A 26,474-nucleotide genomic window follows, 5' to 3' on the forward strand; every position below is an offset into this window, starting at 1 on the left:
ACGCCTTACGAACGCAAGTTTCTCGACGAGGCGAACAAGACCGAACAGCACACGCTGCGGTATCTCGACGTTCAGCTGGGTCCCGATACCGTCGGGCTTGCCGCCGGCTTCGGCGCGGTCTGCATTTTCGTCAACGACAAGGCGGACGCGCCGACGCTCGAAGCGCTGCATCGCGGCGGCACACGGCTGCTCGCGCTGCGCTGCACGGGCTTCAACAACGTGGATCTGCAGGCAGCGGCGAGGCTCGGCATGAAGGTGGCGCGCGTGGTCACGTACTCGCCGAACTCGGTCGCGGAATTCGCCGTCGCGCTGCTGCTCGCGGTCAACCGCAAGGTGCATCGCGCGTACAACCGCACGCGCGATTCCAACTTCTCGCTCGATGGCCTCATCGGCTTCGACCTGTTCGGCAAGACGGTCGCCGTGGTCGGCACCGGCAAGATCGGCTGCGTGTTCGCGCAGATCATGATCGGCTTCGGGTGCGACGTGATCGGCTACGACCCGTATCACTCCGCCGAATTCGAGGCGCTCGGCGGACGCTATGCGAAGCCCGGCGAGATCGGCTCGAAAGCGGACATCATTTCATTGCATTGCCCGCTGACGCCCGAGACGCATCACATCATCAACGCGGACATGCTCACGCGCGCGAAGCCCGGCGCGTTGCTCATCAACACGAGCCGTGGCGCGCTGATCGATACGGAAGCCGTCATCGAGGCGCTGAAAAGCGGCCAGCTGGGCGGCCTCGCCATCGACGTTTATGAGCAGGAGGGCGGTCTCTTCTTCCGCGATCTGTCGAACGAGATCATCCAGGACGACGTGATGCAGCGTCTCGTCTCCTTCCCGAATGTCATCGTGACAGGGCATCAGGCGTACCTGACGCGCGAGGCGCTGACGACCATCTGCGAGACGACGCTGCAAAGCGTGACGGCCTTCGAGAAGGATCGGCCGCTGGAAAACGAAGTGAAAGCGAGCTGAAGAACCCGATGTCCGCGACGCTTGAAATCGCAATGGCGTTTGCATATCTTCAAAGTGCGTTTCATCGTGCGATGAAGCCGCGCGGCGCGTGAGGCATGTAAGCAGATCGAGACGAGCGGATTGCAAGCGGCGGCCAGCAAGAAGGAAGACACAGGACAAGAAGGCCGCAGCCGCAAGGAGGGCATTCGAAGAAGATAAAGCAGGCGGCCGCATCACGCGATGATCGCGTTCGCGCCGCTTGCCGGGCCGCGCCCGCGCAACGGACGGGGGCGCGCTGTGCAGACCAGAAGTCTGCGACACGACGTCATGGCGTCGAAACGCGCCGGCACGGCAGCCGGCAGACGGCGTTCGATGCATGACCGGCTCGCCGGTTGACGACGATGCGACACCACCTTATTGCGCTCATCATCGCGGGGGCGCTCGTCTGCGGAACGGCCGCTCATGCTCAGGCTCCGGCGGCGAGCGGCGCGGAGCCGGCTGCATTGTCGTCCGCGCAAGTGGACAAGCTCGTCGGGCCCATCGCGCTCTATCCCGACGATCTCGTCGCGATCATTCTTCCCGCGTCGACCTATCCGATCGAAGTCGTGCAGGCGGACCGCTTCATCGACCGAAGGAAGACCGAGAAGGAGCTGCCCGTGAACGAAGCGTGGCACGACTCGGTGAAGGCGCTGCTCAACTATCCGGAAGTGGTCAGGAAGATGAGCAGCGAACTGGACTGGACGGTTGCGCTCGGGGAGGCGGTCGTCGCGGATCAGAACGCAGTGCTCGAAGGCGTGCAGCGCTTCAGGCGGCAGACGCAATCGGTAGGCAATCTCAAGACCGACGACAAGCAGACGGTCGTCGTCGAGAAGGAGGTCATCAGGATCGTGCCGTCCAACCCGGAAGTGATCTACGTGCCGCAGTACAACCCGTCCACGGTCGTGGTGAGCAGCCCGACGCCGGTCTATGCCTATGCGCCCGCCCCCTACCCGGTCTACTACTACCCGTATGCGCCCGGCGCGGCGTTCGCGACCGGCCTGGTGTGGGGCGCCGCGATCACGGCCGCATGGCATGGCGGACATTACGAGACCAACTACAACGGCGGCAACAATACGATCAACATCAATCGCGAGCAGAACATCAATCGCAGCGAGGTCAAGAGCAACATCAGCGAGCGGCAGGCCAACCGTTCGACGACGGCATCGCAATCGAGCGCCTGGCGCTCCGAGAAAAAGCCGGGGCAGGTGTCGGGCGGGGCGGCGCGCGCATCGACGCAGCGCGTCGGTGATGCGCCATCGCGTGCGGGCGGCGGCGGTATCGGCACGAACGCGGCGTCGGGCGGCACGCAGCGTGTCGGCGCGCGCACACCGGGCGCAACGCCTTCGACGCAAGCGGCGTCGCGCTCGCCGGGCGCAGGCGGCTTCGAAGGACGCGGAGGCGATGCGTTCAGCGGCTACGGCTCCGCGCAAACCGCGCGCGCCGATAGCGCACGCGGCGCGGCCAGCCGCCAGTCGATGTCGAGCGCCGGACAAGGCGGCCGCGACTTCTCGAGTCGAGGCGGCTATTCGGGCGGCGGGCGCGGTGCCGGCGGCGGCTTCTCGGGCGGCGGCTTCTCCGGCGGCGGCCGCGGCTTCAGCGGGGGCGGCCGTGGCGGCCGTCGTTAGGAGGCGCGCCATGAACCATCGGACTGTCGCTTTCGTCCGCGCATGGATGACCGTCGCGCTGTCGCTCTCGCTGCTGCTTCCGCTGCATCGCGCGTCGGCGGCCGATCAGCAGCGCACCTTCGCGACGCCCGAAGAAGCCGTCGGCGCTCTCGAACACGCCCTGCAGTCCAATGACGACGATGCGCTCATCGCGATCTTCGGGGAAGCGCACAAGCGGCTCGTCGTCACGTCCGACGAAGCGGAGAACCGCGAGCTTCGCGCCAACGCCTTGCGCGAACTGAAGACGTTCCATGCGCTCGTGGAGACGTCGCCCGACCGGCGCATCCTGCGTATCGGCGATGAAGCGTGGCCCATGCCGATACCGCTCGTGCGCGAACACGGCGCATGGCGTTTCGCGACCGAGGAAGGCGCGCAAGAGGTGCTCGACCGGCGCATCGGGGCCAACGAACGCGAGGCGATCAAGGTGCTGCGCGCGTATCTCGATGCCCAGCGCGAATACGCGACGCGCGACCGCATGGGCGACGGCGTGCTGCAATACGCGCGCAAGCTCGGCAGCTCTCCCGGCAAGCAGGACGGCCTGTACTGGCCCGCCGATCCGGCGCGCGGCGAGGAAGCGAGCCCGTTCGGGCCGTTGATCGCCGCAAGCTCGCATTATTTCAAGGATCGAAAACCCGGCGACGCTTATCACGGATATCACTTCCGTATCCTGACCAGACAGGGAAAGAACGCACCGGGTGGCGCGTTCAGCTACCTCATCAACGGCCGCATGCTGGCCGGCTTCGCGATGGCCGCGTATCCGGCGCAATACGGCGAAAGCGGCGTCATGACTTTCATTGTCAATAACAACGGGGTGGTGTATCAGAAGAACCGGGGCGCATCCGCGCCGCCGCTGACGGAGTTCGATCCGGACGCATCCTGGACGCGCGTGCAGGACCCGTGACATAGAAGGAGTTGCCATGAACGCAAAGGCAGTGCGAGGAAGCTGTGCCATCGTGATCGCCGTCCTGACGCTCGACGTCATGGCGCAAGGCAAGCCCATCGCGTATCCGTCGAAAGGGCAGAGCGCGCAGCAGCAACAGAACGACGATGGCGCGTGCTATAGCTGGGCGAAAAGCAATACGGGTATCGATCCGGCGACGGCATCGACCGCGCCGCCGCCTCAGAACGGCCCGGCTGTCGGCGGCGGCGAGCGCGTGGGCGGCGCGGCGCGCGGCGCTGCGGGCGGCGCGGTGATCGGCGCAATCGCGGGCGATGCGGGCAAGGGCGCGGCCATCGGCGCGACGGCCGGCACCGTGGCGGGCGGCGTGCGCGCGCGGCAGAACCGGCGCGAACAGCAGGCCAACGCGCAGGCGCAGAGCCAGGGCGCGATGTCCACGTATTACCGTGCGTGGGCGGCGTGCATGCAAGGGCGCGGCTATTCGATTCAGTAACGTTCGAACCGTCACGATCGTCGCAAAGGAGCGAGATGATGAAGCGCATGAGCCTGCTGCTGCTGTCATGCCTTGCGATATCCGCAAGCGCGCTGTCCGCCGAGCCGGAAACGGACATGAGCATCGTGAGAGGACCGGGCACTGCATCGGTGCAGGGCGTCGCCAGGGTGACGGCGACGATCGTCGGCATCGACCCGGCCACGCGCACGGTCACGCTCAAGACGAAGGCGGGCAAGGTGCTCGAACTCGAAGTGACGCAGGAAGCGCGCAATTTCGACCAGTTGAGGATCGGCGATGTGGTCACGACGCAGTATCGCGAATCGCTGACGCTGAGCCTCGTCGATGCGAAGACCGCGCTCTCGCGCACCGAGAAGGACATCGAAGCCCGTGCGCCGAAGGGCGCCAAGCCGGGCGGCGAGATCGGCCGCGAAGTGACGATCATCGCCGATGTCGTCGCGGTCGATCGCGACACGAAAACCGTGACGCTGCGCGGCCCGCGCGGCGAGACGGTGCATCTGCTGGTGGAGGACCCCGACCGCCTGAAGCAGGTCAGGAAGGGCAATCAGGTGAAGGCGGTCTTCACCGAAGCGCTGGCCATTTCCGTCGAGCCGGCGACGACGCAATGAAACGCATCGGCAAGCGCCTTGCACTCGCCTGCGCCATCCTCGCATTGAACGGATGCGCGCAGCAGGAGGCGCGCGTCGACGCCGGCATGGATCAGCAGGGCATCGTCGCGCGGCTCGGCCCGCCGAAGGAAAGCTACGATCTGCCCGGCGGCGGCAAGCGCCTGATGTGGCCGACTCAGCCGATGGGCTCGACCACCACGGCCGTCGATGTCGACGCATCCGGCAAGGTCCTGAGCGTGCGGCAAGTGCTTCAGGACAACGAGTTCTATCGCGCGGAGATCGGCAAGTGGACGCGCGAGGACGTGCTCACGCACTTCGGCCGCCCGTTCGAGACATCGTATTTCAAGCGGATGGATCGGGAAGTGTGGTCGTATCGGTACGTCGAGAACAACATCGACCATCTGCTGTTCCATTTCTATTTCGACCCGCAGGGCGTGCTCCGGCAGACGCAGAAGCAGCCCGATCCCCGCTACGATCCGAGCCAGCGGAACGTGTTATGAGAGGAACTCAGCGATGAGTGCGCCCCGTCTCTTGCGATGCTTCGTGTGGGCGGCGCTCGCCCTTTCTTGCGCGAGCGCGTTCGCCAACAACCTCAACTTCCTGAAGGACACGCCGATCAGCTACATGAAGCCGCCCGACCGGCAGGCCTTGAATCGCGCGGCGCAACAGGCGCTCGAATCGAACAAGGACGGCGAAACGACGAAGTGGAGCAACGAGGGCACGGGCAATCCGGTGCATATCGACGGAACCGTGACGCCGCGCGATACGACATCGAACGGCGGCGACCGGTGCCGTCAGGTGACGCTCGTGGCCGTCGCTAAGGGACAGACGCAAACGTGGACGCCGACGGCGTGCAAGTCCGCCAGCGGCGAGTGGCGCATCAAGAGGAAGTAGCGGCGCCATTCAGAAGCTGACGGCGAAGCCGAAGGACACGCCGTGCACGTTGTGGCCGAAGACGTACCGGACCATCGCCCGCGTGCGCGTGATGACGACCGGGTACTTGCTGCTGTCGAGCTCCAGCCCGACGCCGAGCGACGTCAGATCGTTGAAGCCGAGCGCGCCGGCGCTGTCGCCGAAGTAGTGCGTGTAGGCGGTTTCGAGCACGTAGCGCAGCGGCTTGTCGAGCGCGACGAGGCCGGTCGGCGCACGCCAGCGCGCCCACAGGCTGAACTGCTGCGCGTTGGCCGAGCCTTGCACCGCTTCCGACGAACTGCCGAAGCTGCGCAGATGAATGTCGGTGGCGCGCAGTTTGACATCGACTTCGTAGTGCTCGCGATAATGCTCCAGATCGAGCATCACCGAACCGCCGACGCCATACGCATTGAGCGCGCCGTCTTCGAGAAACCGGAGGTTCGCATCGGCCACGTGATTGAAAACCGTTTGCGCAATGCGCAGGTCGCTCGCCACGCGTCCGACCATGCCGTTGAGTATCGGCCGGAAGCGCAGCTCGTCGGTGATGGGGAAGTCCCAGCCGATGCCGACTGTGGTGCTCGCGGTGTTCCATCGCGTCGGGACGGCGCGCTGCTGAGCGCCGTCGGTGGCGATGAAGGTCGGATCGTAGCGGCTATAGGCGAGCGTGCCTTCGAGATAGAGCGGAAAGGACTTGCTGAGCGTGAAGCCGCCGCCGAGCTGGGTCTGGCCGAAGCCCGGGTCGCCGGTCGTGCCGCTGTTGATCGAGAGCGAACTGGTCGTCACGTCGGGCACGGCGGTGTAGGACATGATGGCCAGCACGGCATCGGCGTAGCGCTTCACGTTTCCGGCGATGACGGTGCGGTCTCCCGAAGCGGGCGGCGCTGCTTGCGCGAGGGCTGCCGTGCACGCGCCGGCCAGCGTGAGCGCGAGCAGCGGCGCGGCGCAGGACCGGCGCAGTGAGCGTATCGGCATTTGCATGCGGGGCGTCCCGGCTGTACGTTGAACGGCTGATGGCTGCGCGTTGCGCTGCTTCGGGCGCCATCTTCGGTTATACGAGCAAAGCGATTGACCGCGCGCTGACCTGGAATGCACACGCAACGAATGTAATGCAAGCGTTCACGCGCGCCAAGTCCAACGCATCACGCATGTCACGGAGGCATCGATGCAACGAAGCGAGCTTCGAATGGTGATTGCGGCCATCGGTGTGTTCATCTGGCTGGGCGGGCTTTACGGGACCATCCACGGCCTCATCTACGACGTGCGGCCCGAGTTCCGCTACGGGATGCTCGCGCTTGCCATCGGCATCGTCGTCTTCGTGGCCGCGCTCAATCCGCTCGCGCAACGCAAGTAGAAAAATGCGCGCGGGCGTGATGATCGGCCCCAATGTGTACTACGCTATAAAGGCTGGAAACGCGGGCGGGCGGGCGAATCGGATGCTGAATGAAGCGGCGGGACAGTCCGCCAGGCGATGGAGGGCTTCGCAATGGGCGATCTCTGGCTAGGCAATGTCGAAGAGGACACGACGGATGACGAGATCCGCGAGTTCCTCTGTAAGTACGGATTTCCTTCTTTCGATTCCATCAGACGCGTGCCCGGCACCGGTGAGCATCCGGCGGCGGTCGTGACGTTCGACAAGGTCGAGCCGCACATATTGCGCCGTTTCCAGCCGCGCCTGCACAACATGCTCTGGAAGAATCGCAAGCTCGTGGTGCAGGTGGTGCCCGAACGCCATGAGCAGTGAATGACGCGGGAGACACGCGATGAACGCCGATGAAGCCGTCGCGGAACATGAGCGTCTGAGCGCGAAGGCGTACGAGAAGGAACTGGCGCGCCTGCACGTCGAGCTCGTGAAGGTGCAGCAATGGGTCGTGCATGCGGGCGCGAAAGTCTGCGTCGTGTTCGAAGGACGCGATGGCGCGGGCAAGGGCGGCACCATCAAGGCGATCACCGAGCGCGTGAGCCCGCGCATCTTCCGCGTGGTGGCGCTGCCCGCGCCGACCGAACGCGAAAAGACGCAGATGTATATGCAGCGCTATCTGCCGCATCTGCCTGCGGCGGGCGAGATCACGCTCTTCGACCGGAGCTGGTACAACCGCGCGGGCGTCGAGCGCGTGATGGGCTTCTGCACGCAGGAACAGGCCGAAACGTTTCTGCGCGGCGTGCCGCTCATCGAGCGCGCGATCATCGATTCCGGCGTGATCCTGCTGAAATACTGGCTCGAAGTGGGACAGGAAGAACAGACGCGCCGTCTCGAAGCGCGCATTCATGACGAGCGCAAGATCTGGAAGCTCTCTCCGATGGACCTGCGCTCCTATAGCCGCTGGTACGACTACTCACGCGCACGCGACGACATGTTCGCGGCCACCGACACCGAGCACGCGCCGTGGTACGTGGTGCGCTCCGACGACAAGCGGCGCGCGCGGCTCAACGTGATCAGCCACATGCTGACGAACATTCCCTACACCGACGTTCCGCGCGAGAAGGTGAAGCTGCCGAAGCGGCAGAAGCCCGATGGCTATCGCGAGAGCGATCGTCCCTTGCGGTACGTGCCCGAGCGGTATTAGGCACGGCCTGCTTCACGACCTGCTTCACGGCCTGCTTCACGGCCTGCTTCACGCTCGATGACCGGCGCTCGATCCCACGCATGGGAATTCCCGTGACAGCAATGCGACGTTGCACGCCGATTCTGTCGATGGTATCTATGCCATGTCGTGTCTTCGATCAGTTGGGCTGAACGAATTCAATAAGCCGTCACATGCCCCCGCATCTGTTGTAAGCGTTTCCCTCTCAAGCTCTCGTCGCGGAGGCCACGCCATGACGTATGCCGATCAGCTCGCTCGCAGCCAGGCAATCGCGGGCAAAGTCACACGGGTGTTCCAGAAGCGCGCGCAAACCGCGCAGCAGCAATACGGCGAGCGTGTCCGCGCGGCGGGCAAGCAGTTGCTCGACAACGGCCACGCGAGTTTCAACGGCTATGACTATGCCGTCGATGTGTTTCAGCGTTCGATACTCTTCTGGGATACGTTGCGCCGGCGCGGCAACCAGTTCGTCGAGCAGGCGAAGCGCGGCTCAGAACCGGTGCTGCATTTCCAGTACGAGATGCTGCTCGACGGCCGGGGCTTCGCACGGCCGGTGAACTATGCGTTGCTGCGTATCGTGCCGCCGCAGGGCGTCGTGATCGACGAGAAGAAGCGGCCTTACCTCATCATCGATCCGCGTGCGGGACATGGTCCCGGCATCGGCGGCTTCAAGGACGACTCGCAAGTGGGCGTCGCATTGCGTGCGGGTCATCCGGTCTATTTCGTCACGTTCTTTCGCGATCCGCAGCCGGGCCAGACCCTGCTCGATGTCTGCGCCGCCGAACAGCGCTTCGTGAAGCACGTGCGCGCGCTGCATCCGGATAGCCGCAAGCCCGCGATCGTCGGCAACTGCCAGGGCGGCTGGGCCGCGATGATGCTCGCCAGCTCCGAGCCGGACGAAACCGGTCCGCTCGTCATCAACGGTGCGCCGATGTCGTACTGGAGCGGCGCATGGAGCGAAGGCGAGGGCGACAACCCGATGCGCTATTCCGGCGGCATGCTGGGCGGCACGTGGCTCGCGTCGTTCACGGCGGACCTCGGCAACGGCACGTTCGACGGCGCGCATCTCGTGCAGAACTTCGAATCGCTCAACCCCGCGAACAGCCTGTGGGACAAGTACTACCACCTCTTCGCCAACATCGACAGCGAGCCGCCGCGCTTTCTCGATTTCGAACGATGGTGGGGCGCGTATTACCTGATGAACCGCGACAAGATCGAATGGATCACGCGCAATCTCTTCGTCGGCAACAAGCTGTGGTCGGGCGAAGTGCGCGGCATGGAAGGCGTGTCGTTCGATCTTCGCGCGATCAGGTCGCCTATCGTTCTGTTCGCATCGCTCGGCGACAACATCACGCCGCCGCAACAGGCGTTCAACTGGGTCGCCGATATCTACGGCAGCACCGAGGAAATCAAGTCGCGCGGGCAGGTGATCGTCGGGCTCATGCATCAGGATATCGGGCACCTCGGCATCTTCGTGAGCGGCAAGGTCGCGAAGAAGGAATACACGCAGATCGCATCCGTGCTGGAGGCGATCGAGTCGTTTCCACCGGGGTTGTATGGCATGGAGATCGCGGAGCGCAAGGCGGCGGACGGCAGCATCGAATACGACGTCACGTTCCGCGAGCATCGGCTCGAGGAAGTCGCTGCGCGCCTCAATCGCTTCGAGCGCGCCGACGAGTTGCCGTTCAGGGCGGTGCAACAGGTGTCGGATTTCAATCAGCGCGCCTACGAGCTTTTCGCGCAGCCGTTCGTGCAGGCGATGTCGAACGATGTGACCGCGACTTTCCTGCGGCAGTTTCATCCGTTGCGCGCACAGCGCTGGATGATGTCCGATCTGAATCCCTGGCTCGCGTGGCTCGGACCCGCCGCCGATGCGGTCAAGGCGCAGCGCAAGCCCGCTGCCGCACCGGGCGCGTGGCACGCGGCCGAGCATTGCGGATCGGACATGCTGAGCGCGGGCCTCGACTTCTATCGTGCGATGCGCGACGCCGCCACCGAGAGCCTCTTCTTCTCCATCTACGGGAACATGCTCCCGGTTCATCGCGGGCAAACCGCCGATGGCCCGGCGGCCACGCACGAGCCCGCCGATCCGCGCGATCTGCCTTTCGTGCAGGAAGCGCTGGCCGGCATCGCGCGTGGCGGCTATCCGGAAGCGCTCGCGCGCGTGGCGTGCCTCCTGATGCAGCACGGCCAGCCGATTCCGTTCGCCCGCATGCTGCTGCGGCAGGAACTCACGCGAGAGTACGCGCAATACGTGCCGCAGATGCCGCCGGATGCATGGCGGCGGCTGCGCGGCGAGCAGGAGATCATCGTGCGCCTGGAGCCTGCGCAGGCGCTCGCGACCTTGCCCGATCTGCTCGCCGGGCCCGACGATCGCAAGAGGCTCATGACGCTGCTCGACACCCTGCTCGCCGATAGCCGCGTGCAAAGCACCGAGCCGAGCGACGCGCAGCGCGACATGCTCGCACGCATCCGTGCGGTTCTGCCCGTGCAGTCCGCGAAGCAGTCGAAGCAGATGAAGCAGACGAAGCCGGTCAAAGGATCGGCGCAGGCGCTTTGAAGGAGGTGTCATGGAGCATACGCACGAGAAGTATCAGCGGCTCATCGAAACCTGCAGAACGCTGCCGCCGCTCGCGACGGCCGTCGCGCATCCGTGTGACCGCACATCGCTGGAGAGCGCCGTCGAAGCGGCGGGAATGGGCCTCATCGCGCCGCATCTGGTCGGGCCGCGCGAGCGCATCCACGAAGTGGCGGAAGAATGCGGCCTGAAGATCGCCGGCTTCCCGATCGTCGATGCTCCGCACAGTCATGCGGCTGCGAAGCTGGCCGTCGAACTGGTGCGCGAAGCGAAGGCCGAAGCGCTGATGAAAGGCAGCCTGCACACGGACGAACTGATGGCCGCCGTGGTCGCGCGCGAAGGCGGCCTGCGCACCGCGCGTCGCGTGAGCCATTGCTTCCTGATGGACGTGCCGGGCCACGAGAACGTGCTCCTCATCACCGATGCGGCGATCAACATCGCACCGACGCTCGCCGACAAGGTCGATATCCTGCAGAACGCGATCGATCTCGGCCATGCGCTGCGCATGCCGGAAGTGCGCGTGGCGATACTCTCCGCGATGGAGACGGTGAACCCGAAGGTCCCGTCGACGCTCGAAGCCGCCGCGCTCTGCAAGATGGTGGACCGGCATCAGATCACCGGCGCGCTCGTCGACGGCCCGCTTGCGCTCGACAACGCGATCGACCCCGAAGCCGCGCGCACCAAGAAAATCGATTCGCCGGTCGCGGGGCGCGCGAACGTGCTCGTCGTGCCGGACCTCGAAGCGGGCAACATGCTCGCGAAAAGCCTGTCGTTTCTCGCGGGCGCGCATGCGGCGGGCATCGTGCTCGGCGCGCGCGTGCCGATCATTCTCACGAGCCGGGCCGATACGCTGCAATCGCGGCTGGCGTCGTGCGCGGTGGCGTCGCTCGTCGCGGCGAAGCGCCGCGAAGAAGCGCAAGTGCTGGGGTAATGCGATGGCCGACCTCATTCTCGTTCTCAACGCGGGTTCGTCCAGCCTGAAGTTCTGTGCGTTCGATCCCAACGGCCCGGATGGTCTCGCGCTTCTCACGCACGGGCAGGTCGAAGGGCTGTTCAGTTCCCCGCGCTTCACCGCGTTCGACGCCCACGGGCAGCCCGTCGGCGAACACGTCTGGGGCGATGGCGCGCAGCTTGCGCACGCCGAAGCCATCACGCATATCGCGGCGTTCCTGCGCGGACTCGGCGTCGGTCATCATCTGGTCGCAGTGGGGCATCGTGTGGTGCATGGCGGCGCGCATTTCACGCAGCCGGTGCTCGCGACCGCCGATGTCGTCGACGAGCTCGACGCGCTCACGCCGCTCGCGCCGCTGCATCAGCCGCACAATCTGAGGCCGATACGGATCATCGCCGAGCGCATGCCCTCGATGCCGCAAGTCGCCTGTTTCGACACCGCCTTCCACACGACGCAACCGCCGCTCGCGCAGGCGTTCGCGTTGCCGGAGTCGGTGACGAAGAAGGGCGTGCGTCGTTACGGCTTTCATGGCCTGTCGTACGAGTACATATCGAGCGTGCTGCCGGCCATCGCACCGGATGCGGCGGCGGGGCGCACCGTCGTCGCGCATCTGGGCAACGGTGCGAGCCTGTGCGCGCTCCTGGCGGGCAAGAGCGTGGCGAGCACGATGGGCTTCACCGCTGTCGACGGCCTCATGATGGGCACCCGCTGCGGCACGCTCGATCCCGGCGTCGTGCTTTATCTGCTCGACGAGCTGGGCATGGATGCGCGCGAAATCGAGGACCTGCTGTATCGGCGCTCGGGCTTGCTCGGCGTATCGGGCATCTCGGGCGACATGCGTGCGCTGCTCGCCGCCGACGACGCGCGCGCCGCCCTTGCCGTCGATCTCTACGTGTACCGCATCTGCCGGGAGCTCGGGTCGATGAGCGCCGCGCTGCACGGCCTCGATGCGCTCGTGTTCACCGCGGGCATCGGTCAGCATTCGGCGGAGATCCGGCGGCGTGTGTGCGAAGAGGCGCGATGGTGGGGCATCGAACTCGATGACGACGCCAACGCACGCGGCGGCCCGCGCATCAGCACGCCGGCGAGCAGGGTCGGCGCATGGGTGGTCCCGACCAACGAGGAACTGATGATCGCGCGTCATACGCTGGCGCTGACGCACGGAGGGCCGGCATGACGCAACACGCACCGCAACCGCCGCTCAAGGGCGCGAAGGCGCTGGTGACAGGAATCGCCAACGAGCATTCGATTGCTTATGGCTGCGCGAAGGCGTTCCGCGAGCTGGGCGCGGAGCTTGCCATCACGTATGCCGGCGACAAGGCGAAGCCCCATGTCGAACCGCTCGCGCGCCAACTCGAAGCGCCGATCTTCATGGCGCTCGACGCATCGCGGCAGGAGGAGCTCGATGCGGTGTTCGAGCGCATCGAACGCGAATGGGGCGCGCTCGATATCCTCGTGCATTCGATTGCATGGGCGCCGAAGGACGATCTTCAGGGCGGCTTGCTCGACTGCTCGGCGCAGGGCTTTGCCGCGGCGATGGACATCTCCTGTCATTCGTTCGTGAGGATGGCCCGGCTTGCGGCGCCGTTGATGAGGAACGGCGGCACGATGTTCACGATGAGCTATCACGGCGCGAACAAGGTCGTGCCGAACTACAACGTCATGGGTCCCGTGAAGGCGGCGCTCGAGGCGTGCGCGCGCTACCTTGCCTACGAACTCGGTCCTCGGGGCATCCGCGTGCATGCGATATCGCCCGGTCCGCTCAAGACGCGCGCGGCGTCCGGACTGAAGGACTTCGACCTGTTGCTGACCGAGGCCGCCGCGCGTGCGCCGCTCGGCGAACTGGTCGACATCATGGACGTCGGCTTCACGTGTGCGTTTCTCGCGACGCCGTATGCGCGGCGCGTATCGGGCGAGACGCTTTACGTCGATGGCGGCGTGCACATCATGGGATGAGCTTCCTTAGCCGAATATTCAGGAATACGGATGATGCGCGCGCCACGCATGCGGACGTGCGTGAAGCGCTCGAACGCGTTCTGCGGATTGCGCCGCATGTGCGGCTTGCGAATCGCCATGAGGCGCGGCTTGCGTCGGGCGTCGGCGCGGCGCTGCGTTATGCGCGCGAACTCGTCGATGCGTTGCCCGCTCCGCGCGACGCGACCCCCGCCGCATGGGCCGACGATCCGTATCTTCGTGCGATGTTCGCGACTGCGGACGACATCGCGCGGGTCATCGGCCAGTCGCACGAGTTGCGCGGCTGGTTCGATACGCATTACGCCGCGGAACACGCCTATGCGGTGTTGAGCAGCCGCTTTGCCGAGCGCCGTGTGCTGGCCGTGGCTAGCGAAGGCGGCGTGCTGCGCTCGGATGTGCCGCGCGTCGCAGTGAGTTTCGATGACAAGCGCATTCGCATCTGCGATGAGACCGATGCCGCGCTCAGGCGGGAGATCGTGTTGCGCGTGATCGAACAGCTTGCGCTCGAAGGCATGTCCCGCGTCGCGGCGCACGAAGCGCAACGCGAGGCGCTACAGGAAGCGCGGGCGCTGCTCGCCGCACGCATGCAGATGCTCGGACGACGCGGCGCGGGGATGTCGGGGCTGGGCGGCGCATCGGCTGCATTCGGCGATGCATCGACGGACTTCGCGCGGCTTCAACGCGATATCGCCGATAACGAAAGCGCGCTGGCCGCGCTCGGCTCGCGCGCCGAAGCGGTCGAGCAACAGTTGGGCGCGATCGTCGACGTGTTCGCGGAGCCGTCGGCGCTGATCCGCATCACGCAGCGCGGGTTGCGTGTGAATCAGATGAACCTGATCGTGGAGGAGGGCAGCGACGAGCACGCCGCCGATTTGACGCTCGTGCTCGCGCATCTGCCGATGCAGCCGCCTGAGACACGTGCGGTGGATATCGTGCGGATCGCGCGTCGCGACATGCCGCCTGCCGGGACTGCGCTGGATGATGCGGTGCATTGGGTGTTGTGAGGCGCGTTGCCCTCGGGGTCATTTCGGCTGCTTAACGGCTGCCAATTGTCAAGCGTGCAAGGCGAGATTTCACGAAAAGCCATACACCGGCCAGAGTAGACGGCGTAAGGTTGCACCGCTGCATGCTTATGCGATTGATCAGGCGGAATTGTCGGTCGCCAGTTTTGCATGGCCGGTTTCCACTTTCTGCCTACCCAAGCCTATGAAACGTTACTTTCTAAAGGTCGGCGACAAGTCGACCGCTGGCGGCGTGGTTCTCGAGGGTCAGGACCGCGCTTCGCACCACGGCACTGCGTTGACCTATATCGGCGCGAGCGTTTCATGTGGCGCGTGCAAGACAACCGGGCACATCATTGCAAAAGGCCCGCGGCGTCCGGGCACGATGATGGGCAAGACAGCGGCACTCGACGGGGATCTGTGCGCGTGCCAGTGCTCCCCTTTCCCCACGATGATCGCGTCGCAGAACACGATGTCCCAGTCGTTCGAAGGGCACGAGTTGGCTAGCATGGGATATAGCGCGACGGCGGAGTCAATCGAAGCGGGGTCTGCTATCTATGATGAGCAGGTCATTCTCCGCGATTCGGAGACAGGTCAGCCGCTCGCGGGTATCACGTATCGTATTCACAGTCGTTCGGGCAAGGTCGTTATTGGAACGACTGACACTGAAGGGCGCACTCAACGGTTCAATACCGAACAGCCGGATACGTTCGTATTGTCGATTATCGGGGAATATTAATTGCCGGAAGTACAAAGTTTCGACGTTGCCCATTTACAGACGAACGCGGTTCCGGACTCTTCGGTCGTCGTCGATGTCAATCTTAGACCGATTTGCCACAACATGACTAACGCGCAGTTCCGGAAGCTAGTCATGAAGCTAAGAGACATTGGAGTGCGAATGGTCGAGGACCGGATCGTTGCGCTGAAGACCAATTGGACCGCCGAGAAGATCCGTGTCATGACGTGGTTCGATAGAGCCGACGAAGAGACACGCAATATACTGCTAGAAGCGCTTCCGCGACTTCACGCCGCCATGAGAGAACTGAAGCCCGAAAACATGGTGCGTTACGACGACGAGCTCGCGAAGACAGTGAGTTGCATTCCAACTGTCGATACGGGAACAAACGACGCAGCCGTTTGCAAGCCTGAGTCGTCGAAACGTGTCATCGAATTCTTCTCGCATTTCTGCACGTTACCAGCGGCCGACTTGCGGCGTGATTGCAAGGTCAAGGTCATCATTCACGAGTGTTCGCACTATATCGATACGTTTGACTCACTGGACAACATGTACGGTACTGGAAAAGGACTGGAAATCTGGACAAAAGGGCATTCCGATAAGGCTGTCAGAAATGCGGACAACATCGCCTGCTATGTTGCTCACTTTGATGGAATAGATCTGGGAACCGATGCGAGCTTTTACGCATGATGAGTTTTCTCAAAGCACTGTCGCTCTTCTATGCAGGTATCGTACTGGCCACTCAACCGCTTTACGCGTGCACCATATCAGAGAGCTTTCAACAGACCACGCCGCTTAACGTGGTTGATATGGGGAACGCCGCACGACTTAGGCTTGTCGACACGGTCCTGCGTGCGAGACGCTGGCCGGTTTCGGAGATTATTGCAAGTGTCTCGACGCCTGCATTAGGAACAGAGCGTCGCCCGAGCGTTCTGTCATCGGCTCGCGCCGAAGCCGTAAAGCGCATTCTGCTGCAGTTGGGATTGAAGGAAAGCAACATATTCGTGGAATCTCCGGTGTACAAAAAACCGGTTGCGCCGAACAAGGAAGCGTTGGACGAGTTGAGGTCGATTGCCGTCGATTTCTACCCTAAATGCGATGATGACTGCGCCCGCTTATGTGACGATCCCCGCGTCTTGCCAGATTCCAGGATCGTGCGATAGAAGAAGCGGCTCGCCCGGGGAATCGCCGGCAGATGCGATGAGAAATGTCGATAACAATGCGTGGTACGTTAGTTATCTATGTGCAAATCGACGAAGCCCAAATCAATGGTCGCCAGCTTGCGGAGATGCGTCTCGCGTCTTTGCGGACGTTTCTGCACTCGGGCGGAGTTGCTGACAGCAGAATCAACGTCAGTTACGAGAAGTGGGAAGCGAGCACGACCGTTCCGGCATCGGAGAGGTTTCAGTTGCTCATCGAAGCGTTGCCGGGTCCTGGCAGCAACGTGTGTGAATGATCGCAGGCGTTGCCCTCAAGGTTGCCGCTCTCCCCCGATCGCGTTAGCAATCTCCCTGCTGACCCGCCCCATCGCCCGGCTATGCGCCGCCACGAGCGCATCGAAATCCGGCCCGTTCACCGGTTCCCGCACGAGCGAACGCCCCGTCGCGCCCGGATCGTCCATCGTGCCGCGCACGCTCCAGCGCGCGTCGATCAACACTGCATCGCCCGGAATCGATTCGAACTGCTGGATATCGACACGCACCCGCAGCGCCTGCGTTTCAGGAATCGCACGCGACGCCACCGCCACGCGGTCCGAGCCGAGCAGCAGCGTCAGATCGCCGGCGATCGCATCCGCGATACTGCTTTTCAAAGGCTCCCCCCAGCGCGCATATTCATTCAGCGCCACTTCGTTGCGCGTGTTGCGCGTGACGATCTGCGGACGATCCACGAGATCGGGCACCGTCACCGGACCGACGATGACCGGCCGCGCCGGCGCGCGCGCAGCCGTCGCCGTGAGCGTGTCGTCCGCGCTCAGCCGATAGAAGCTCGCGCGCGGCGAAGCGCATCCGGCAATGACCGCCGCCGTCACCATGCAAAGGCACGCAGAGCGCATCACTTCTTGTCCTCCGGTTTCCCGCGCAGCAACGCTTCGGGATGCTCCTGCAGATAGTCCGCGAGGCTTCTGAACGACGCCGCCGTGCGCGTCAGTTCACGAATCGCCTCGGTCGTGTCCTGCTGCAGGCCCGAGCCGGGCAGCAACGTCGAATGCGCGGCGTCGAGCGCGGCGCGCGCGGCCATCAGTGTGGTCGCGGCCTGCGGCACGACCTGCGTGTCGAGGTTCTGCATGAGCCGGCTGGTACTGTCGAGCGTCTGCTGCGCGCTGGCGGTCAACTGCTCGATCGGCAGCTTGTCGATGCGCGTCATGATGCGGTTGATCGAATCCTGCAGCGAATCGAGCCCGCTCGGCGTCGTCGGCAATTCGGGCGGCGTGCGGCTCCAGTCGACGCTCGCCTTCTTCGCGTTCGGGAAGAATTCCAGCGCCACGTACAACTGCCCCGTCAACAGGCTCCCGGTGCGCAACTGTCCGCGCAAGCCGTGCGCGACCAGCATATCCGCGAGCGCCTTCGGGTCGCTCACCATGCGCCCGCCCTTCGGCCCCGACGCGAAGCGCGAGGTGAATCGCTCCGGATACAGCCTCACTTCTACCGGAATGCTGATCTGCCCCGTCGCCGGATTGAAGCGCGTGTTGATCGCCGACACTTCGCCGATGGAAATACCCCGGAACTCCACCGGCGCGCCAATCGCGAGACCGCGCACCGAGCCCTTGAAGTTGAACACGTAAGTCTCGACGATGCGCTCCTGCACGCGCAACGCCTCGGCCTTCGTCTGAAACAGCGCGAAGCTCGTATCGGCGGGGGCCTGCGCCCAGTTCAGCGACACCGCGGGCGTCTCGAAGGCGAGGCCGCCGACCAGCATCGACACGAGCGATTGCGTGTTGACCTTGAGGCCGTCCGTGCCGAGCGTCACGTCGACACCGCTCGCTTGCCAGAAGCGCGAATCCGCGTTCACGTAGCGGTCGTAGGGCGAATTGACGAACACGTGCAGCGTGACGCCGCTGCCGTCCTTGTCGAGCTCGAACGAGGTCACCTGGCCCACTTGCAGCCGGCGGAAATACACCGGCGTGCCGACATCGACGGAACCGAGGTCGGCCGAGCGCAGGATGAACTGCCGTCCCGGCACGTCGCTCGCGAATACCGGCGGCGTCTCCAGTCCGACATACTCGCGCCGCACGTTCTTCTGGCGCCCGATATCCATGCCGATATACGCGCCCGACAACAGCGTGCTGATGCCCGACACGGAGCCGCCCGCCACGCGCGGACGCACGACCCAGAAGCGCGTGTCGTCGACGAGCATGTTCGCGGTATCGCGCGTGAGCTCCGCCGTCGCGACGACGCGCGTGTAGTCCTTCGACAGCACCACCGATTTGACGATGCCGATGTCCACGTCCTTGAACTTGATCTTGGTCTTGCCCGCTTCGAGCCCCTCGCCGGTCTTGAACGTGATGGTCACCGTGGGGCCTTTCTCCAGCACCGTCTGCACCGCGAGCCAGATGCCGATCACCACCGCGACGGCCGGCACGACCCAGATCCACGGGATGCGCCAGCGCTTCTTCGGCACGACTTCGGCATCGGGGATGTCGCCGGGGGTGCTCATCGCGGCGTCTCCTTCGCATCGCTCGTGTCCCAGATCAGGCGCGGATCGAAGGACATCGCGGCGAGCATCGTCAGCACGACGACCGCGCCGAACGCGATCGCCGCCGGCCCCGCTTCGATCGTGGCCATCGCGCTGAATTGCACGAGGGCGACGAGCACGGCGATCACGTAGATATCGAGCATCGACCAGCGTCCGACCATCTCGACGATGCGGTAGATGCGCGCGCGTTGCGTCGTGTACTGCGTCATGCGCAGATTGACGCTCGCCGCCAGATAGCCGATGGCGAGAATCTTGAGCATCGGCACGGCGATGCTCGCAATGAACACGATGATCGCGAGCGGCCACGATCCGGATGTCCACAAATACGCGACGCCGCTCATGATCGTGTCCTTCTGCGCCCCGAATAGCGAACTCGTGTTCATCACCGGCAGCGTGTTCGCCGGTATGTAGAGCACCGCCGCCGAGATCAGATACGCCCACGTGCGCGAAAGGCTCGCCGGCTTGCGCGGATGCAGCCGCGCGCCGCATCGCGGGCAGCACGGATGTCCGCGCCGCAGCGCGCCGCGCGTGGCGAGCCCGCAGTCATGACACACGCAGATGCCGCTCGACGATGCCGTGCGCCCGAGGAGCGGCGCACCTTCCGGCGTCAGTTGCGACGCCTTGTCGATGCCGCGCCACATCGCGCGCTCGTCGAACGCCGACGCCGCCGCGACGAGCAGCAGCATCAGCGCGGCGAGCGACCATAGCGCCGGCCCCGTCACCACCGATGCGATATGCGCGAGCTTCACGACCGCGACGAGCAGGCCGAGCATCAGCACTTCGGTCATGCCCCACTCGCGCGCGATCCGCAGCAGCCGGAACACCGCGTCGGCACGATACGGCCGCCGATGCACGTGCAGCGGCAGCAGCAGCCAGACCATGCCGAGCGCGTGCGCGGCGGGCATCAGGATCGTCGTGACGAAAATCAGTGCCGCAAGCGGCCACATGCCGTCGCGATACAGCACGCGGACCGCGCCGAAGAGCGTCGTCTCGACGAGATCGCCCTTCACCGACAGCCCGACGATCGGAAATGCGTTCGAGATCAGCCACAGCACGCAGGCCGCGAGCGCGCAGGCGAGGGCGCGGTCGAAGCCGCGCGGACGCCGGCGGTACAGGACGGCGCGGCATCGGCAGCAGCGCAGCGCGCCGCCGGGCGGCACCGGATGCTCGTGCTGCAGCAGATCGCATTCGGGACACGCAATCAGGTCGCCGCGATCCCGCGCCGCCGCAATCGCCGTGTTCATTGCACGGTCTCTACCGGGGATGCAGCCGGCTTGCCGACGGCGGCATCGGCGGGCGTGGTCGCCGTCTGCGTCGTCATCTTGTCCGCGGCCATGACCCAGCCGCCGCCCATCGCCTTGTAGAGCGTGACGAACGACGCCAGCGCGGCGGCATGCGTCTGCGTCTCCGACAGTTGCGCGTTGAAGAGGCTGCGCTCGGCGTCGAGCACTTCGATGTAGCTCGTATAGCCGCCTTCGTAGCGCGCCCGCGCGAGCGTTGCATAGGTCGAAAGCGCCGTCACCTGGCGGCGTTGCACCTCCAGTTGCTGGTGCAGCTTTTGCGATTGAATGAGCGCGTCGTCGACCTCCTGAAACGCCACCTGTATCGCTTTCTGGTACGAGAGCAGCGCCGCGCGTTGCTGCGCTTGTGCCGTCTGCACCTGGCCGGAGATGTTGCCCGCCGTGAAGATCGGCTGCGTGACCTGACCCGCGAACGACCACAGGCGCGCCGGCCCCGTGAACAGCGACGAGAACTGCGTGCTCGCGGTGCCGAGCAGGCCCGTCAGCGAGATTTGCGGGAAGTAGAGCGCACGCGCCGCGCCGATCAGCGCATTGGCCGCGACCAGGTCCTGTTCCGCCTGCAGCAGGTCCGGGCGCCGTTCAAGCAGGTCGGACGGCAAGCCCGCCGGTATCACCGGTGTCGCGAGCGCGCCGAGGTCGAGTCCGCGCACGATCGGGCCAGGATTGCTGCCGAGCAGGATGGACAGCGCGTCTTCCTGCTGCGCGATCTGCGTTTCGAGCTGGGGGATCGTCGCGAGCGAGGCTTCGTATTCGGACTGACTCTGCGCGAGTTCCATCTGCGAGACTTCTCCGCCTTCGAAGCGCAGCGTGAACACGTGCACGGATTCGGCGCGGCTTTCCGTCGTCGCCCTGGCGATTTCGAGTTGCCTGTCGAGGCTGCGCAGGTTCAGATACGACGACGCCACCGACGCCACCAGCGAAAGAATCGTGGCGCGGCGTCCTTCTTCGCTGGCGAGAAGATTGGCGCGCGCCGCTTCCGTCAGGCGTCGGGTGCGCCCGAAGAGATCGAGTTCCCACGCCGCCGACACCGACAGTTCGAAACTGTTATAGACCGGTCCGACGCCGCCCGGCAACTGCTGGAGCGCCGGGATCGGCGAGCGTTGCCGCGACGCCGTCGCGCCCGCGCCGATCTGCGGAAAGAGCGCCGAGCGCGTCGTGACGAACTGGCCCATGAACTGTTCGACGCGCGCCGCCGCGATCTTCACGTCCTTGTTGTTCGCGAGCGCGGTTGCGATCAGTTCGTCCAGCACGGGGTCCTGAAACTGCTTCCACCATTCGGTGTTGGCGGTATCGGCGACATCGGTGGCGGCGAAACGATACGTCGCCGGCGTCTCCACCGGCTGGCGCGAATAGTTCGGCCCGAGCAGGCAGCCGCCGAGCGATGCGGCGGCGAGCACGCCCGACAGTGTGCGAAAAAACCGGTCGGCCCGCATCTCAGCGCCCCTTGTCCGGAGCGGACGGCGTCGCGTCCGGGCCGCCGCCGTGAGCTTGCGCGGGCGCCGGCGCGGCAGCCTGGCCGGCCTTTTTCTTCTTGCGCGCGGACATCGTTTCGAGTCCCCAGAAGAACATCGGAATGAAGAAGACGGCAATGGCCGTCGCGCCGAGCATCCCGCCGATCACGCCGGTGCCGATCGAATGCCGGCTGTTCGCCGATGCGCCCGTCGCGATGGCGAGCGGCACGCAGCCGAGGATGAACGCGAGCGATGTCATCACGATCGGACGCAGGCGTTCTTCGGCGGCGGTCATCGTCGCTTCGAACACGGACTTGCCCGACTCCACGTTCAGCACGGCGAACTCGAAGATGAGGATCGCGTTCTTCGCGGCCAGCGCGACGAGCATCGTCAGGCCGATCTGGAAGTACACGTCGTTATTGAGCCCGCGCAGCAGGATGGCGAGCAGCGCGCCGAAGATCGCGAACGGCACGGCCATCAGCACGCCGAGCGGCAGGCTCCACTTTTCGTATTGCGCGGCGAGAATCAGGAACACCATGATGAGCCCGAACACGAACACGAGACCCGATGTGCCGCCCGACTGCTTCGCCTCGAACGCCTCGCCGCTCCACGCGATGCCGTATTCGGTCGGCAGCCCCGCGGCGACTTCTTCGAGCGCCTGAATCACCTGGCCCGACGAATAGCCCGGTGCGGCGTTCGCGGTGATCTTCACCGCAGGGAAGTTGTTGAAGCGCGTGATGAGATCGGGCCCGGTCACGTAGCGCGTGTTGACCACGGACTTGAGCGGCACCATGCTGCCCGTCTTGCTCTTCACGAAAATCTGCGTGAGGTCCTCGGGTTTCAGCCGATACGACGGCTCAGCCTGAAGGATCACCTGCCACAGCCGGCTCGAGCGGTTGAACTGCGAGACGTAGAGCGAGCCGAACATCGTCTGCATCGCGCTATAGACGTCTTCGACGGGCACGCCGAGCGTCTCGGCCTTGTCGCGGTCAACATCGGCGAGCAGTTGTTGCGACGACGCGTTGAACGTCGATGTGACGCCGGTCAGCTCCGGCCGCGACTTCGCCTTGACGACGAAATCCTGCACGACGCCCGCGAACTGCGAGATGGTCGTGTCGCCCTTGCTCTGTATCCACATTTCGGTGCCGCCCGTCGTGCCGAGCCCCGGAATCGACGGCGGATTCAGCGGCACCACGATGCCCTGATTGATCTGCGAGAGCGCCTTGTACGCATCGACGAGCACGGCGCGGGCGTTCTGCGTGCGGATGTTCGCGGACGTGTAGCGGTCGTCGAAACTCTTCAGCCCCACGAAGAACGTCGATGCGTTGTTCTTGTTCTGGCTGTCGAGCAGGCTGAAGCCGTCGACCGTCGCGATGCTGCCGACGGCCGGCTGCTTCATGAAGTATTCGGTCACGCGGTCGGACACCGCGCCGGTTCGATCGAGCGATGCCGCATCCGGCATGATGACCGCGCCGAGCAGATAGCCCTGATCCTCGGGCGGCAGGAATGCCGTGGGGATGTCCTTCATCATCACGACGGCGAGCGCGATCATGCCCGCGAAGAGCAGCAGCGCGATCACGAAGCGCCGGATGATGAGCCGCACGACGCGCGTATAGCCGTGCGTCATCCGCATGAACTGGTTGTCGAACCAGCGGAAGAAACCTTTCTTCTCGTGATGCCCCGGCTTGAGCAGCAGCGACGCCAGCGCGGGCGAAAGCGTGAGCGCGACGATGCCCGATATCACCACCGATATCGCAATGGTGATGGCGAACTGCTTGTACATCTGCCCCGTGATGCCGCCGAGGAAAGCCACCGGCACGAACACCGCGCACAGCACGAGCACGATGGCGACGACCGGTCCCGCGACTTCGTCCATCGCCTTCTTGGCGGCGGCCTTCGGGTCGAGCTTGTGGACCGTCATGTTGCGCTCGACGTTCTCGATCACGACGATCGCATCGTCCACCACGATGCCGATCGCGAGAACCATGCCGAACAGCGTCAGCATGTTGATCGAGAAGCCGAGCGCCTCCATGCCCATGAACGTGCCGACGATAGACACTGGCACCGCGAGCACCGGAATCAGCGTCGCGCGCAGGCTTTGCAGGAACACGAACACGACGATCACCACGAGCACCACGGCTTCGAAGAACGTATGCACGACATCGGAGATGGACGCGCGGGTGAACTCGGTCGTGTCCATCGCGATCTGGTAATCGATGCCTTCCGGGAACGTCTTCTTCATCTCGGCAAGACGCGCCCGCACCTGCTTCGATACGTCGAGCGCGTTCGCGCCCGGCTGCTGATACACCGCGAGCACCGTCGCCGACTTGCCCTGGAATCGGCTGCGGATCGAATAGTCCTTTTGCCCGAGTTCCGCGCGCCCGACGTCCTTCAGCCGCACGATGGCCGCGCCCCCGGATTCCGCCCGGATGATGATGTTCTCGAACTCGGCAGGCTCGGTGAGACGCCCGGTCGTCGTGACCGCGAACGACTGCTCGACCGGCGCGCCCGTCGGCGATTGTCCGAGACGGCCTACCGCGAACTGCTGGTTCTGATTGGCGACGGCGCGCTGAACGTCGGCGGCGGTGATGCCGAGCTGCGCCATGCGGTCGGGCTTGAGCCAGATGCGCATCGCGTAGTCCGGCGTGCCGAAGATGCTCGACTGATTCGCGCCGGGAATGCGTTTCAGCGCATCGAGCACATAGACGTTCGCGTAGTTGGCGATGTAAGTGGCGTCGTAGCGCTCGTCGGGCGAATAGATCGCGACGACCATCATGAACGCCTGCGACTTCTTCTGCACCTGCACGCCCTGCGCCGTCACCGATTGCGGCAGCTGCGGCATCGCGAGGTTCACGCGGTTCTGCACGTCCACTTGTGCGAGTTCCGGGTTCGTGCCGATCTCGAAGTACGCGTTGATCGTGAGATTGCCCGTCGATGAACTCGACGAGCTCATGTAGATCATGTTGTCCGCGCCGTTGACCTGCTGCTCGATCGGCGCGGCCACGTTGTTCGCGACGACTTCTGCGCTCGCGCCGGGATACGTCGCGGAGATGGTGATCTGCGGCGGCGTGATGTCGGGATATTGCGCGGTCGGCAGCGCGAGCATCGTCAGCGCGCCGCCGAGCGTGATGATGATCGAGATGACCGAGGCAAAAATCGGGCGGTCGATGCAGAAATGTGAAATGTTCATTGGCCTCTTCCGCTCGGCGTGGCGCCGCTGATTTCGTTCGGCTGGCCTATTGCTGCCGCTCACCCGATGGCTTCGCGCCGCCGAGCGACGCCTGCGCGCCCGACGCCGACATCGCAGCGGAGGCGGGCGCGGCGGCAGGTGCGCCATCGTTCGGCGCGCTCACGACGCGCACTTGCGAATCGGCGCCGACGCGAATCGCGCCATCGACGATCACGCGTTCGCCCGCCCTGAGACCGTTGGTGATGAACCAGTCGTCGCCGTGCCATTCGCCCACTTCGATGACCCGCTGATGCGGCTTCGACTGATCGTCGAGCACCCACACGAAGTGGCTTTTCGCGCCTTGCAGCACCGCGCGCTGCGGCACGAGGATCGCGTTGGGCCGCAGCGCCCCCGACACGCGCGCCTTCACGAACTGGCCGGGACGCAGCGTGCCCTTCGGATTCGAGAACGATGCGCGCACGAGGAACGTGCCTGTCTGCGTGCTGAAGGCGGGGTTCGTGAAGTCGATGCGGCCGGTCTGCGGATAGACGGAGCCATCGGCCTGAATGACGGTCACATCGAACTTGTTGTCGGGCGGGAAACGCAACTGGCCTTTCTGTATCTGTTCGCGATACGTCAGCAACTCGTTCTCCGAGATGCTGAAGTTCACCCACATCGGGTCGAGTTGATACACATACGTGAGCAGCCCCGATTGCGTCGGCGTCACGTAGCTGCCTTCCTGCACGCGCGCGAAGCTGGACAGGCCCTTGAGCGGCGAGCGGATCGTCGTATAGCTGAGATTGAGCTGCGCGGTCTGCACTTCGCCTTGCGCGGCGATCACGGCGGCTTCCGCGCTTTTCTCGTTGCCGACGGCGTCGTCGAGATCCTTCTTGCTCAATGCGTTCATCGCGGCAAGCGGCTTCACGCGCGCGAGGTTCTGCTTCGTGACCAAGAGCCGCGCCTGCTGTTGCGACAGCGCGCCCTTGGCCGTTTGCAGCGCGGCCTCGAAGGGGCGCTTGTCCATCAGGAACATGATCTGGTTGGCTTCGACGAGCGCGCCTTCCGTATACATGCGCTTTTCCAGGAAGCCATCGACGCGCGCGCGTATCTCCACTTCACGCGAGCTTTGTGTCTGCGCGGTGAATTCGAACTCCACGGGTGTCGACTTCGCGGCAACCGTCACGACGGTTACGTCGACGGCGGCGCGGGGCGCTTCGGCGGGCGGCTTCCTGCAGGCGGCCAGCGAGACGAGGGCCAGCGCGGCGACCGGCAGACAGCGATGAGCGCGCATCCGCATCCGATGCAATCCCTGCGATGCCCGCGCGAACCAGCCATTCACTATTCGTTCCGACACCAACGCCATGAGCGCCTCCCCCGTGGGATGGCCGTAACCAGAGTGCGGGCGCATGATGCTGCGCTCGCCGTCGATTGCCCGCAATGCGCCCCGGACGTGTCGA

25 protein-coding genes are annotated in these 26,474 nt (G+C 64.8%); 18 read left to right on the forward strand and 7 right to left on the reverse strand.

Going from position 1 to position 26,474, the window contains the following annotated elements; all coding sequences use genetic code 11:
• The 7 genes from P9220_RS23890 to P9220_RS23920 all read left to right on the forward strand — a co-directional run.
• The coding region (locus P9220_RS23890; RefSeq protein ID WP_309768265.1) for a 2-hydroxyacid dehydrogenase at positions 1-972 on the forward strand (972 nt) is incomplete at its 5' end.
• A 380-nt stretch (positions 973-1,352) separates the two neighbouring features.
• A complete protein-coding gene (locus P9220_RS23895; protein WP_309768267.1) occupies positions 1,353-2,615 on the forward strand; it encodes a DUF3300 domain-containing protein in 1,263 nt (420 codons plus the stop codon).
• 10 nt (positions 2,616-2,625) lie between these two features.
• Positions 2,626-3,555, forward strand: a complete 930-nt coding sequence (locus P9220_RS23900) for a DUF2950 domain-containing protein (protein WP_309768268.1) — start codon at positions 2,626-2,628, stop codon at positions 3,553-3,555.
• 16 nt (positions 3,556-3,571) lie between these two features.
• Positions 3,572-4,045: a YMGG-like glycine zipper-containing protein gene (locus P9220_RS23905; RefSeq protein WP_309768270.1), complete on the forward strand. Its 474-nt coding sequence runs from the start codon at positions 3,572-3,574 to the stop codon at positions 4,043-4,045.
• Between the two features lie 38 nt (positions 4,046-4,083).
• Entirely contained in the window at positions 4,084-4,671 is a 588-nt protein-coding gene (locus P9220_RS23910) for a hypothetical protein (RefSeq protein ID WP_309768916.1), read from the forward strand.
• Positions 4,668-5,171 (forward strand): hypothetical protein, encoded by a 504-nt coding sequence (locus P9220_RS23915; RefSeq protein ID WP_309768272.1) that lies wholly within the window; start codon positions 4,668-4,670, stop codon positions 5,169-5,171. The genes P9220_RS23910 and P9220_RS23915 overlap by 4 nt, the downstream gene beginning before the upstream one ends.
• 13 nt (positions 5,172-5,184) lie before the next feature.
• Positions 5,185-5,565 carry an RT0821/Lpp0805 family surface protein gene (locus P9220_RS23920; RefSeq protein ID WP_309768273.1) on the forward strand — a complete coding sequence of 127 codons (381 nt, stop codon included), beginning with the start codon at positions 5,185-5,187 and terminating at the stop codon, positions 5,563-5,565.
• A gap of 9 nt (positions 5,566-5,574) precedes the next feature.
• On the opposite strand, the gene P9220_RS23925 is transcribed toward P9220_RS23920, so the two are convergent.
• Positions 5,575-6,561: a hypothetical protein gene (locus P9220_RS23925; protein WP_309768274.1), complete on the reverse strand. Its 987-nt coding sequence runs from the start codon at positions 6,559-6,561 to the stop codon at positions 5,575-5,577.
• Positions 6,562-6,745: 184 nt separating this feature from the next.
• On the opposite strand from P9220_RS23925, the gene P9220_RS23930 reads away from it, so the two are divergent.
• The 11 genes from P9220_RS23930 to P9220_RS23980 all read left to right on the forward strand — a co-directional run bounded on the left by P9220_RS23930 (position 6,746) and on the right by P9220_RS23980 (position 16,566).
• Positions 6,746-6,934, forward strand: coding sequence for a DUF2964 family protein (locus tag P9220_RS23930; protein WP_309768275.1), 189 nt, complete (start codon positions 6,746-6,748; stop codon positions 6,932-6,934).
• A 132-nt stretch (positions 6,935-7,066) separates the two neighbouring features.
• Entirely contained in the window at positions 7,067-7,324 is a 258-nt protein-coding gene (locus P9220_RS23935) for an RNA-binding protein (RefSeq protein ID WP_309768276.1), read from the forward strand.
• Between the two features lie 19 nt (positions 7,325-7,343).
• On the forward strand, positions 7,344-8,147 hold the full coding sequence (gene ppk2, locus P9220_RS23940) for a polyphosphate kinase 2 (protein WP_309768278.1): 804 nt from the start codon (positions 7,344-7,346) through the stop codon (positions 8,145-8,147).
• A 250-nt stretch (positions 8,148-8,397) separates the two neighbouring features.
• Complete coding sequence (locus P9220_RS23945; protein ID WP_309768279.1) at positions 8,398-10,722, forward strand: DUF3141 domain-containing protein; 2,325 nt, start codon at positions 8,398-8,400, stop codon at positions 10,720-10,722.
• A 10-nt stretch (positions 10,723-10,732) separates the two neighbouring features.
• The gene (locus tag P9220_RS23950; RefSeq protein ID WP_309768280.1) at positions 10,733-11,671 is read left to right on the forward strand and encodes a phosphate acetyltransferase; all 939 of its coding nucleotides are present in this window, start codon (positions 10,733-10,735) and stop codon (positions 11,669-11,671) included.
• A gap of 4 nt (positions 11,672-11,675) precedes the next feature.
• Positions 11,676-12,869 carry an acetate/propionate family kinase gene (locus P9220_RS23955; RefSeq protein ID WP_309768281.1) on the forward strand — a complete coding sequence of 398 codons (1,194 nt, stop codon included), beginning with the start codon at positions 11,676-11,678 and terminating at the stop codon, positions 12,867-12,869.
• Positions 12,866-13,648, forward strand: a complete 783-nt coding sequence (gene fabI / locus P9220_RS23960; RefSeq protein ID WP_309768282.1) for an enoyl-ACP reductase FabI — start codon at positions 12,866-12,868, stop codon at positions 13,646-13,648. Before P9220_RS23955 ends, fabI begins: the two co-directional genes overlap by 4 nt.
• Before the next feature lie 56 nt (positions 13,649-13,704).
• Positions 13,705-14,670 carry a hypothetical protein gene (locus tag P9220_RS23965; RefSeq protein ID WP_309768284.1) on the forward strand — a complete coding sequence of 322 codons (966 nt, stop codon included), beginning with the start codon at positions 13,705-13,707 and terminating at the stop codon, positions 14,668-14,670.
• Positions 14,671-14,872: 202 nt separating this feature from the next.
• Positions 14,873-15,406: a PAAR domain-containing protein gene (locus P9220_RS23970; RefSeq protein ID WP_309768286.1), complete on the forward strand. Its 534-nt coding sequence runs from the start codon at positions 14,873-14,875 to the stop codon at positions 15,404-15,406.
• Between the two features lie 132 nt (positions 15,407-15,538).
• Positions 15,539-16,093, forward strand: a complete 555-nt coding sequence (locus P9220_RS23975; RefSeq protein ID WP_309768288.1) for a M35 family metallo-endopeptidase — start codon at positions 15,539-15,541, stop codon at positions 16,091-16,093.
• Positions 16,090-16,566, forward strand: a complete 477-nt coding sequence (locus P9220_RS23980; RefSeq protein WP_309768289.1) for an OmpA family protein — start codon at positions 16,090-16,092, stop codon at positions 16,564-16,566. Before P9220_RS23975 ends, P9220_RS23980 begins: the two co-directional genes overlap by 4 nt.
• A 308-nt stretch (positions 16,567-16,874) precedes the next feature.
• Here the strand turns inward: P9220_RS23980 and P9220_RS23985 are convergent, their stop codons facing one another.
• From P9220_RS23985 to P9220_RS24010, 6 genes are read right to left on the reverse strand one after another with little or no spacing between them, the layout of a single operon-like run.
• Positions 16,875-17,456 carry a PqiC family protein gene (locus P9220_RS23985; RefSeq protein ID WP_309768917.1) on the reverse strand — a complete coding sequence of 194 codons (582 nt, stop codon included), beginning with the start codon at positions 17,454-17,456 and terminating at the stop codon, positions 16,875-16,877.
• Complete coding sequence (locus P9220_RS23990; protein WP_309768291.1) at positions 17,456-19,057, reverse strand: MlaD family protein; 1,602 nt, start codon at positions 19,055-19,057, stop codon at positions 17,456-17,458. Before P9220_RS23990 ends, P9220_RS23985 begins: the two co-directional genes overlap by 1 nt.
• Positions 19,054-20,340, reverse strand: a complete 1,287-nt coding sequence (locus P9220_RS23995) for a paraquat-inducible protein A (RefSeq protein WP_309768292.1) — start codon at positions 20,338-20,340, stop codon at positions 19,054-19,056. The genes P9220_RS23990 and P9220_RS23995 overlap by 4 nt, the downstream gene beginning before the upstream one ends.
• The gene (locus tag P9220_RS24000) at positions 20,337-21,830 is read right to left on the reverse strand and encodes an efflux transporter outer membrane subunit (protein WP_309768293.1); all 1,494 of its coding nucleotides are present in this window, start codon (positions 21,828-21,830) and stop codon (positions 20,337-20,339) included. The genes P9220_RS23995 and P9220_RS24000 overlap by 4 nt, the downstream gene beginning before the upstream one ends.
• 1 nt (position 21,831) lies before the next feature.
• Positions 21,832-25,038 (reverse strand): multidrug efflux RND transporter permease subunit, encoded by a 3,207-nt coding sequence (locus P9220_RS24005; RefSeq protein ID WP_309768294.1) that lies wholly within the window; start codon positions 25,036-25,038, stop codon positions 21,832-21,834.
• 46 nt (positions 25,039-25,084) lie between these two features.
• On the reverse strand, positions 25,085-26,314 hold the full coding sequence (locus P9220_RS24010; RefSeq protein ID WP_404989573.1) for an efflux RND transporter periplasmic adaptor subunit: 1,230 nt from the start codon (positions 26,312-26,314) through the stop codon (positions 25,085-25,087).
• Positions 26,315-26,474: the final 160 nt, after the last annotated feature.

The sequence above is a fragment of the Caballeronia sp. LZ016 genome, from assembly GCF_031450805.1.
Classification (GTDB): Bacteria; Pseudomonadota; Gammaproteobacteria; order Burkholderiales; family Burkholderiaceae; genus Caballeronia.

What these genes read in the sequence shown, in the direction of transcription:
- P9220_RS23985 (WP_309768917.1), bottom strand. Translation starts at nt 17,456, where the DNA reads ATGCGCTCTGCGTGCCTTTGCATGGTGACGGCGGCGGTCATTGCCGGA.
- P9220_RS23955 (WP_309768281.1), top strand. Translation starts at nt 11,676, where the DNA reads ATGGCCGACCTCATTCTCGTTCTCAACGCGGGTTCGTCCAGCCTGAAG.
- P9220_RS23920 (WP_309768273.1), top strand. Translation starts at nt 5,185, where the DNA reads ATGAGTGCGCCCCGTCTCTTGCGATGCTTCGTGTGGGCGGCGCTCGCC.
- P9220_RS23990 (WP_309768291.1), bottom strand. Translation starts at nt 19,057, where the DNA reads ATGAGCACCCCCGGCGACATCCCCGATGCCGAAGTCGTGCCGAAGAAG.
- P9220_RS23945 (WP_309768279.1), top strand. Translation starts at nt 8,398, where the DNA reads ATGACGTATGCCGATCAGCTCGCTCGCAGCCAGGCAATCGCGGGCAAA.
- P9220_RS24000 (WP_309768293.1), bottom strand. Translation starts at nt 21,830, where the DNA reads ATGCGGGCCGACCGGTTTTTTCGCACACTGTCGGGCGTGCTCGCCGCC.
- P9220_RS24010 (WP_404989573.1), bottom strand. Translation starts at nt 26,314, where the DNA reads ATGCGGATGCGCGCTCATCGCTGTCTGCCGGTCGCCGCGCTGGCCCTC.
- P9220_RS23995 (WP_309768292.1), bottom strand. Translation starts at nt 20,340, where the DNA reads ATGAACACGGCGATTGCGGCGGCGCGGGATCGCGGCGACCTGATTGCG.
- ppk2 (WP_309768278.1), top strand. Translation starts at nt 7,344, where the DNA reads ATGAACGCCGATGAAGCCGTCGCGGAACATGAGCGTCTGAGCGCGAAG.
- P9220_RS23900 (WP_309768268.1), top strand. Translation starts at nt 2,626, where the DNA reads ATGAACCATCGGACTGTCGCTTTCGTCCGCGCATGGATGACCGTCGCG.
- P9220_RS23980 (WP_309768289.1), top strand. Translation starts at nt 16,090, where the DNA reads ATGATGAGTTTTCTCAAAGCACTGTCGCTCTTCTATGCAGGTATCGTA.
- P9220_RS23905 (WP_309768270.1), top strand. Translation starts at nt 3,572, where the DNA reads ATGAACGCAAAGGCAGTGCGAGGAAGCTGTGCCATCGTGATCGCCGTC.
- P9220_RS23975 (WP_309768288.1), top strand. Translation starts at nt 15,539, where the DNA reads ATGAAGCTAAGAGACATTGGAGTGCGAATGGTCGAGGACCGGATCGTT.
- P9220_RS23970 (WP_309768286.1), top strand. Translation starts at nt 14,873, where the DNA reads ATGAAACGTTACTTTCTAAAGGTCGGCGACAAGTCGACCGCTGGCGGC.
- P9220_RS23935 (WP_309768276.1), top strand. Translation starts at nt 7,067, where the DNA reads ATGGGCGATCTCTGGCTAGGCAATGTCGAAGAGGACACGACGGATGAC.
- P9220_RS23915 (WP_309768272.1), top strand. Translation starts at nt 4,668, where the DNA reads ATGAAACGCATCGGCAAGCGCCTTGCACTCGCCTGCGCCATCCTCGCA.
- P9220_RS23925 (WP_309768274.1), bottom strand. Translation starts at nt 6,561, where the DNA reads ATGCAAATGCCGATACGCTCACTGCGCCGGTCCTGCGCCGCGCCGCTG.
- P9220_RS23895 (WP_309768267.1), top strand. Translation starts at nt 1,353, where the DNA reads ATGCGACACCACCTTATTGCGCTCATCATCGCGGGGGCGCTCGTCTGC.
- P9220_RS23930 (WP_309768275.1), top strand. Translation starts at nt 6,746, where the DNA reads ATGCAACGAAGCGAGCTTCGAATGGTGATTGCGGCCATCGGTGTGTTC.
- P9220_RS23910 (WP_309768916.1), top strand. Translation starts at nt 4,084, where the DNA reads ATGAAGCGCATGAGCCTGCTGCTGCTGTCATGCCTTGCGATATCCGCA.
- fabI (WP_309768282.1), top strand. Translation starts at nt 12,866, where the DNA reads ATGACGCAACACGCACCGCAACCGCCGCTCAAGGGCGCGAAGGCGCTG.
- P9220_RS24005 (WP_309768294.1), bottom strand. Translation starts at nt 25,038, where the DNA reads ATGAACATTTCACATTTCTGCATCGACCGCCCGATTTTTGCCTCGGTC.
- P9220_RS23950 (WP_309768280.1), top strand. Translation starts at nt 10,733, where the DNA reads ATGGAGCATACGCACGAGAAGTATCAGCGGCTCATCGAAACCTGCAGA.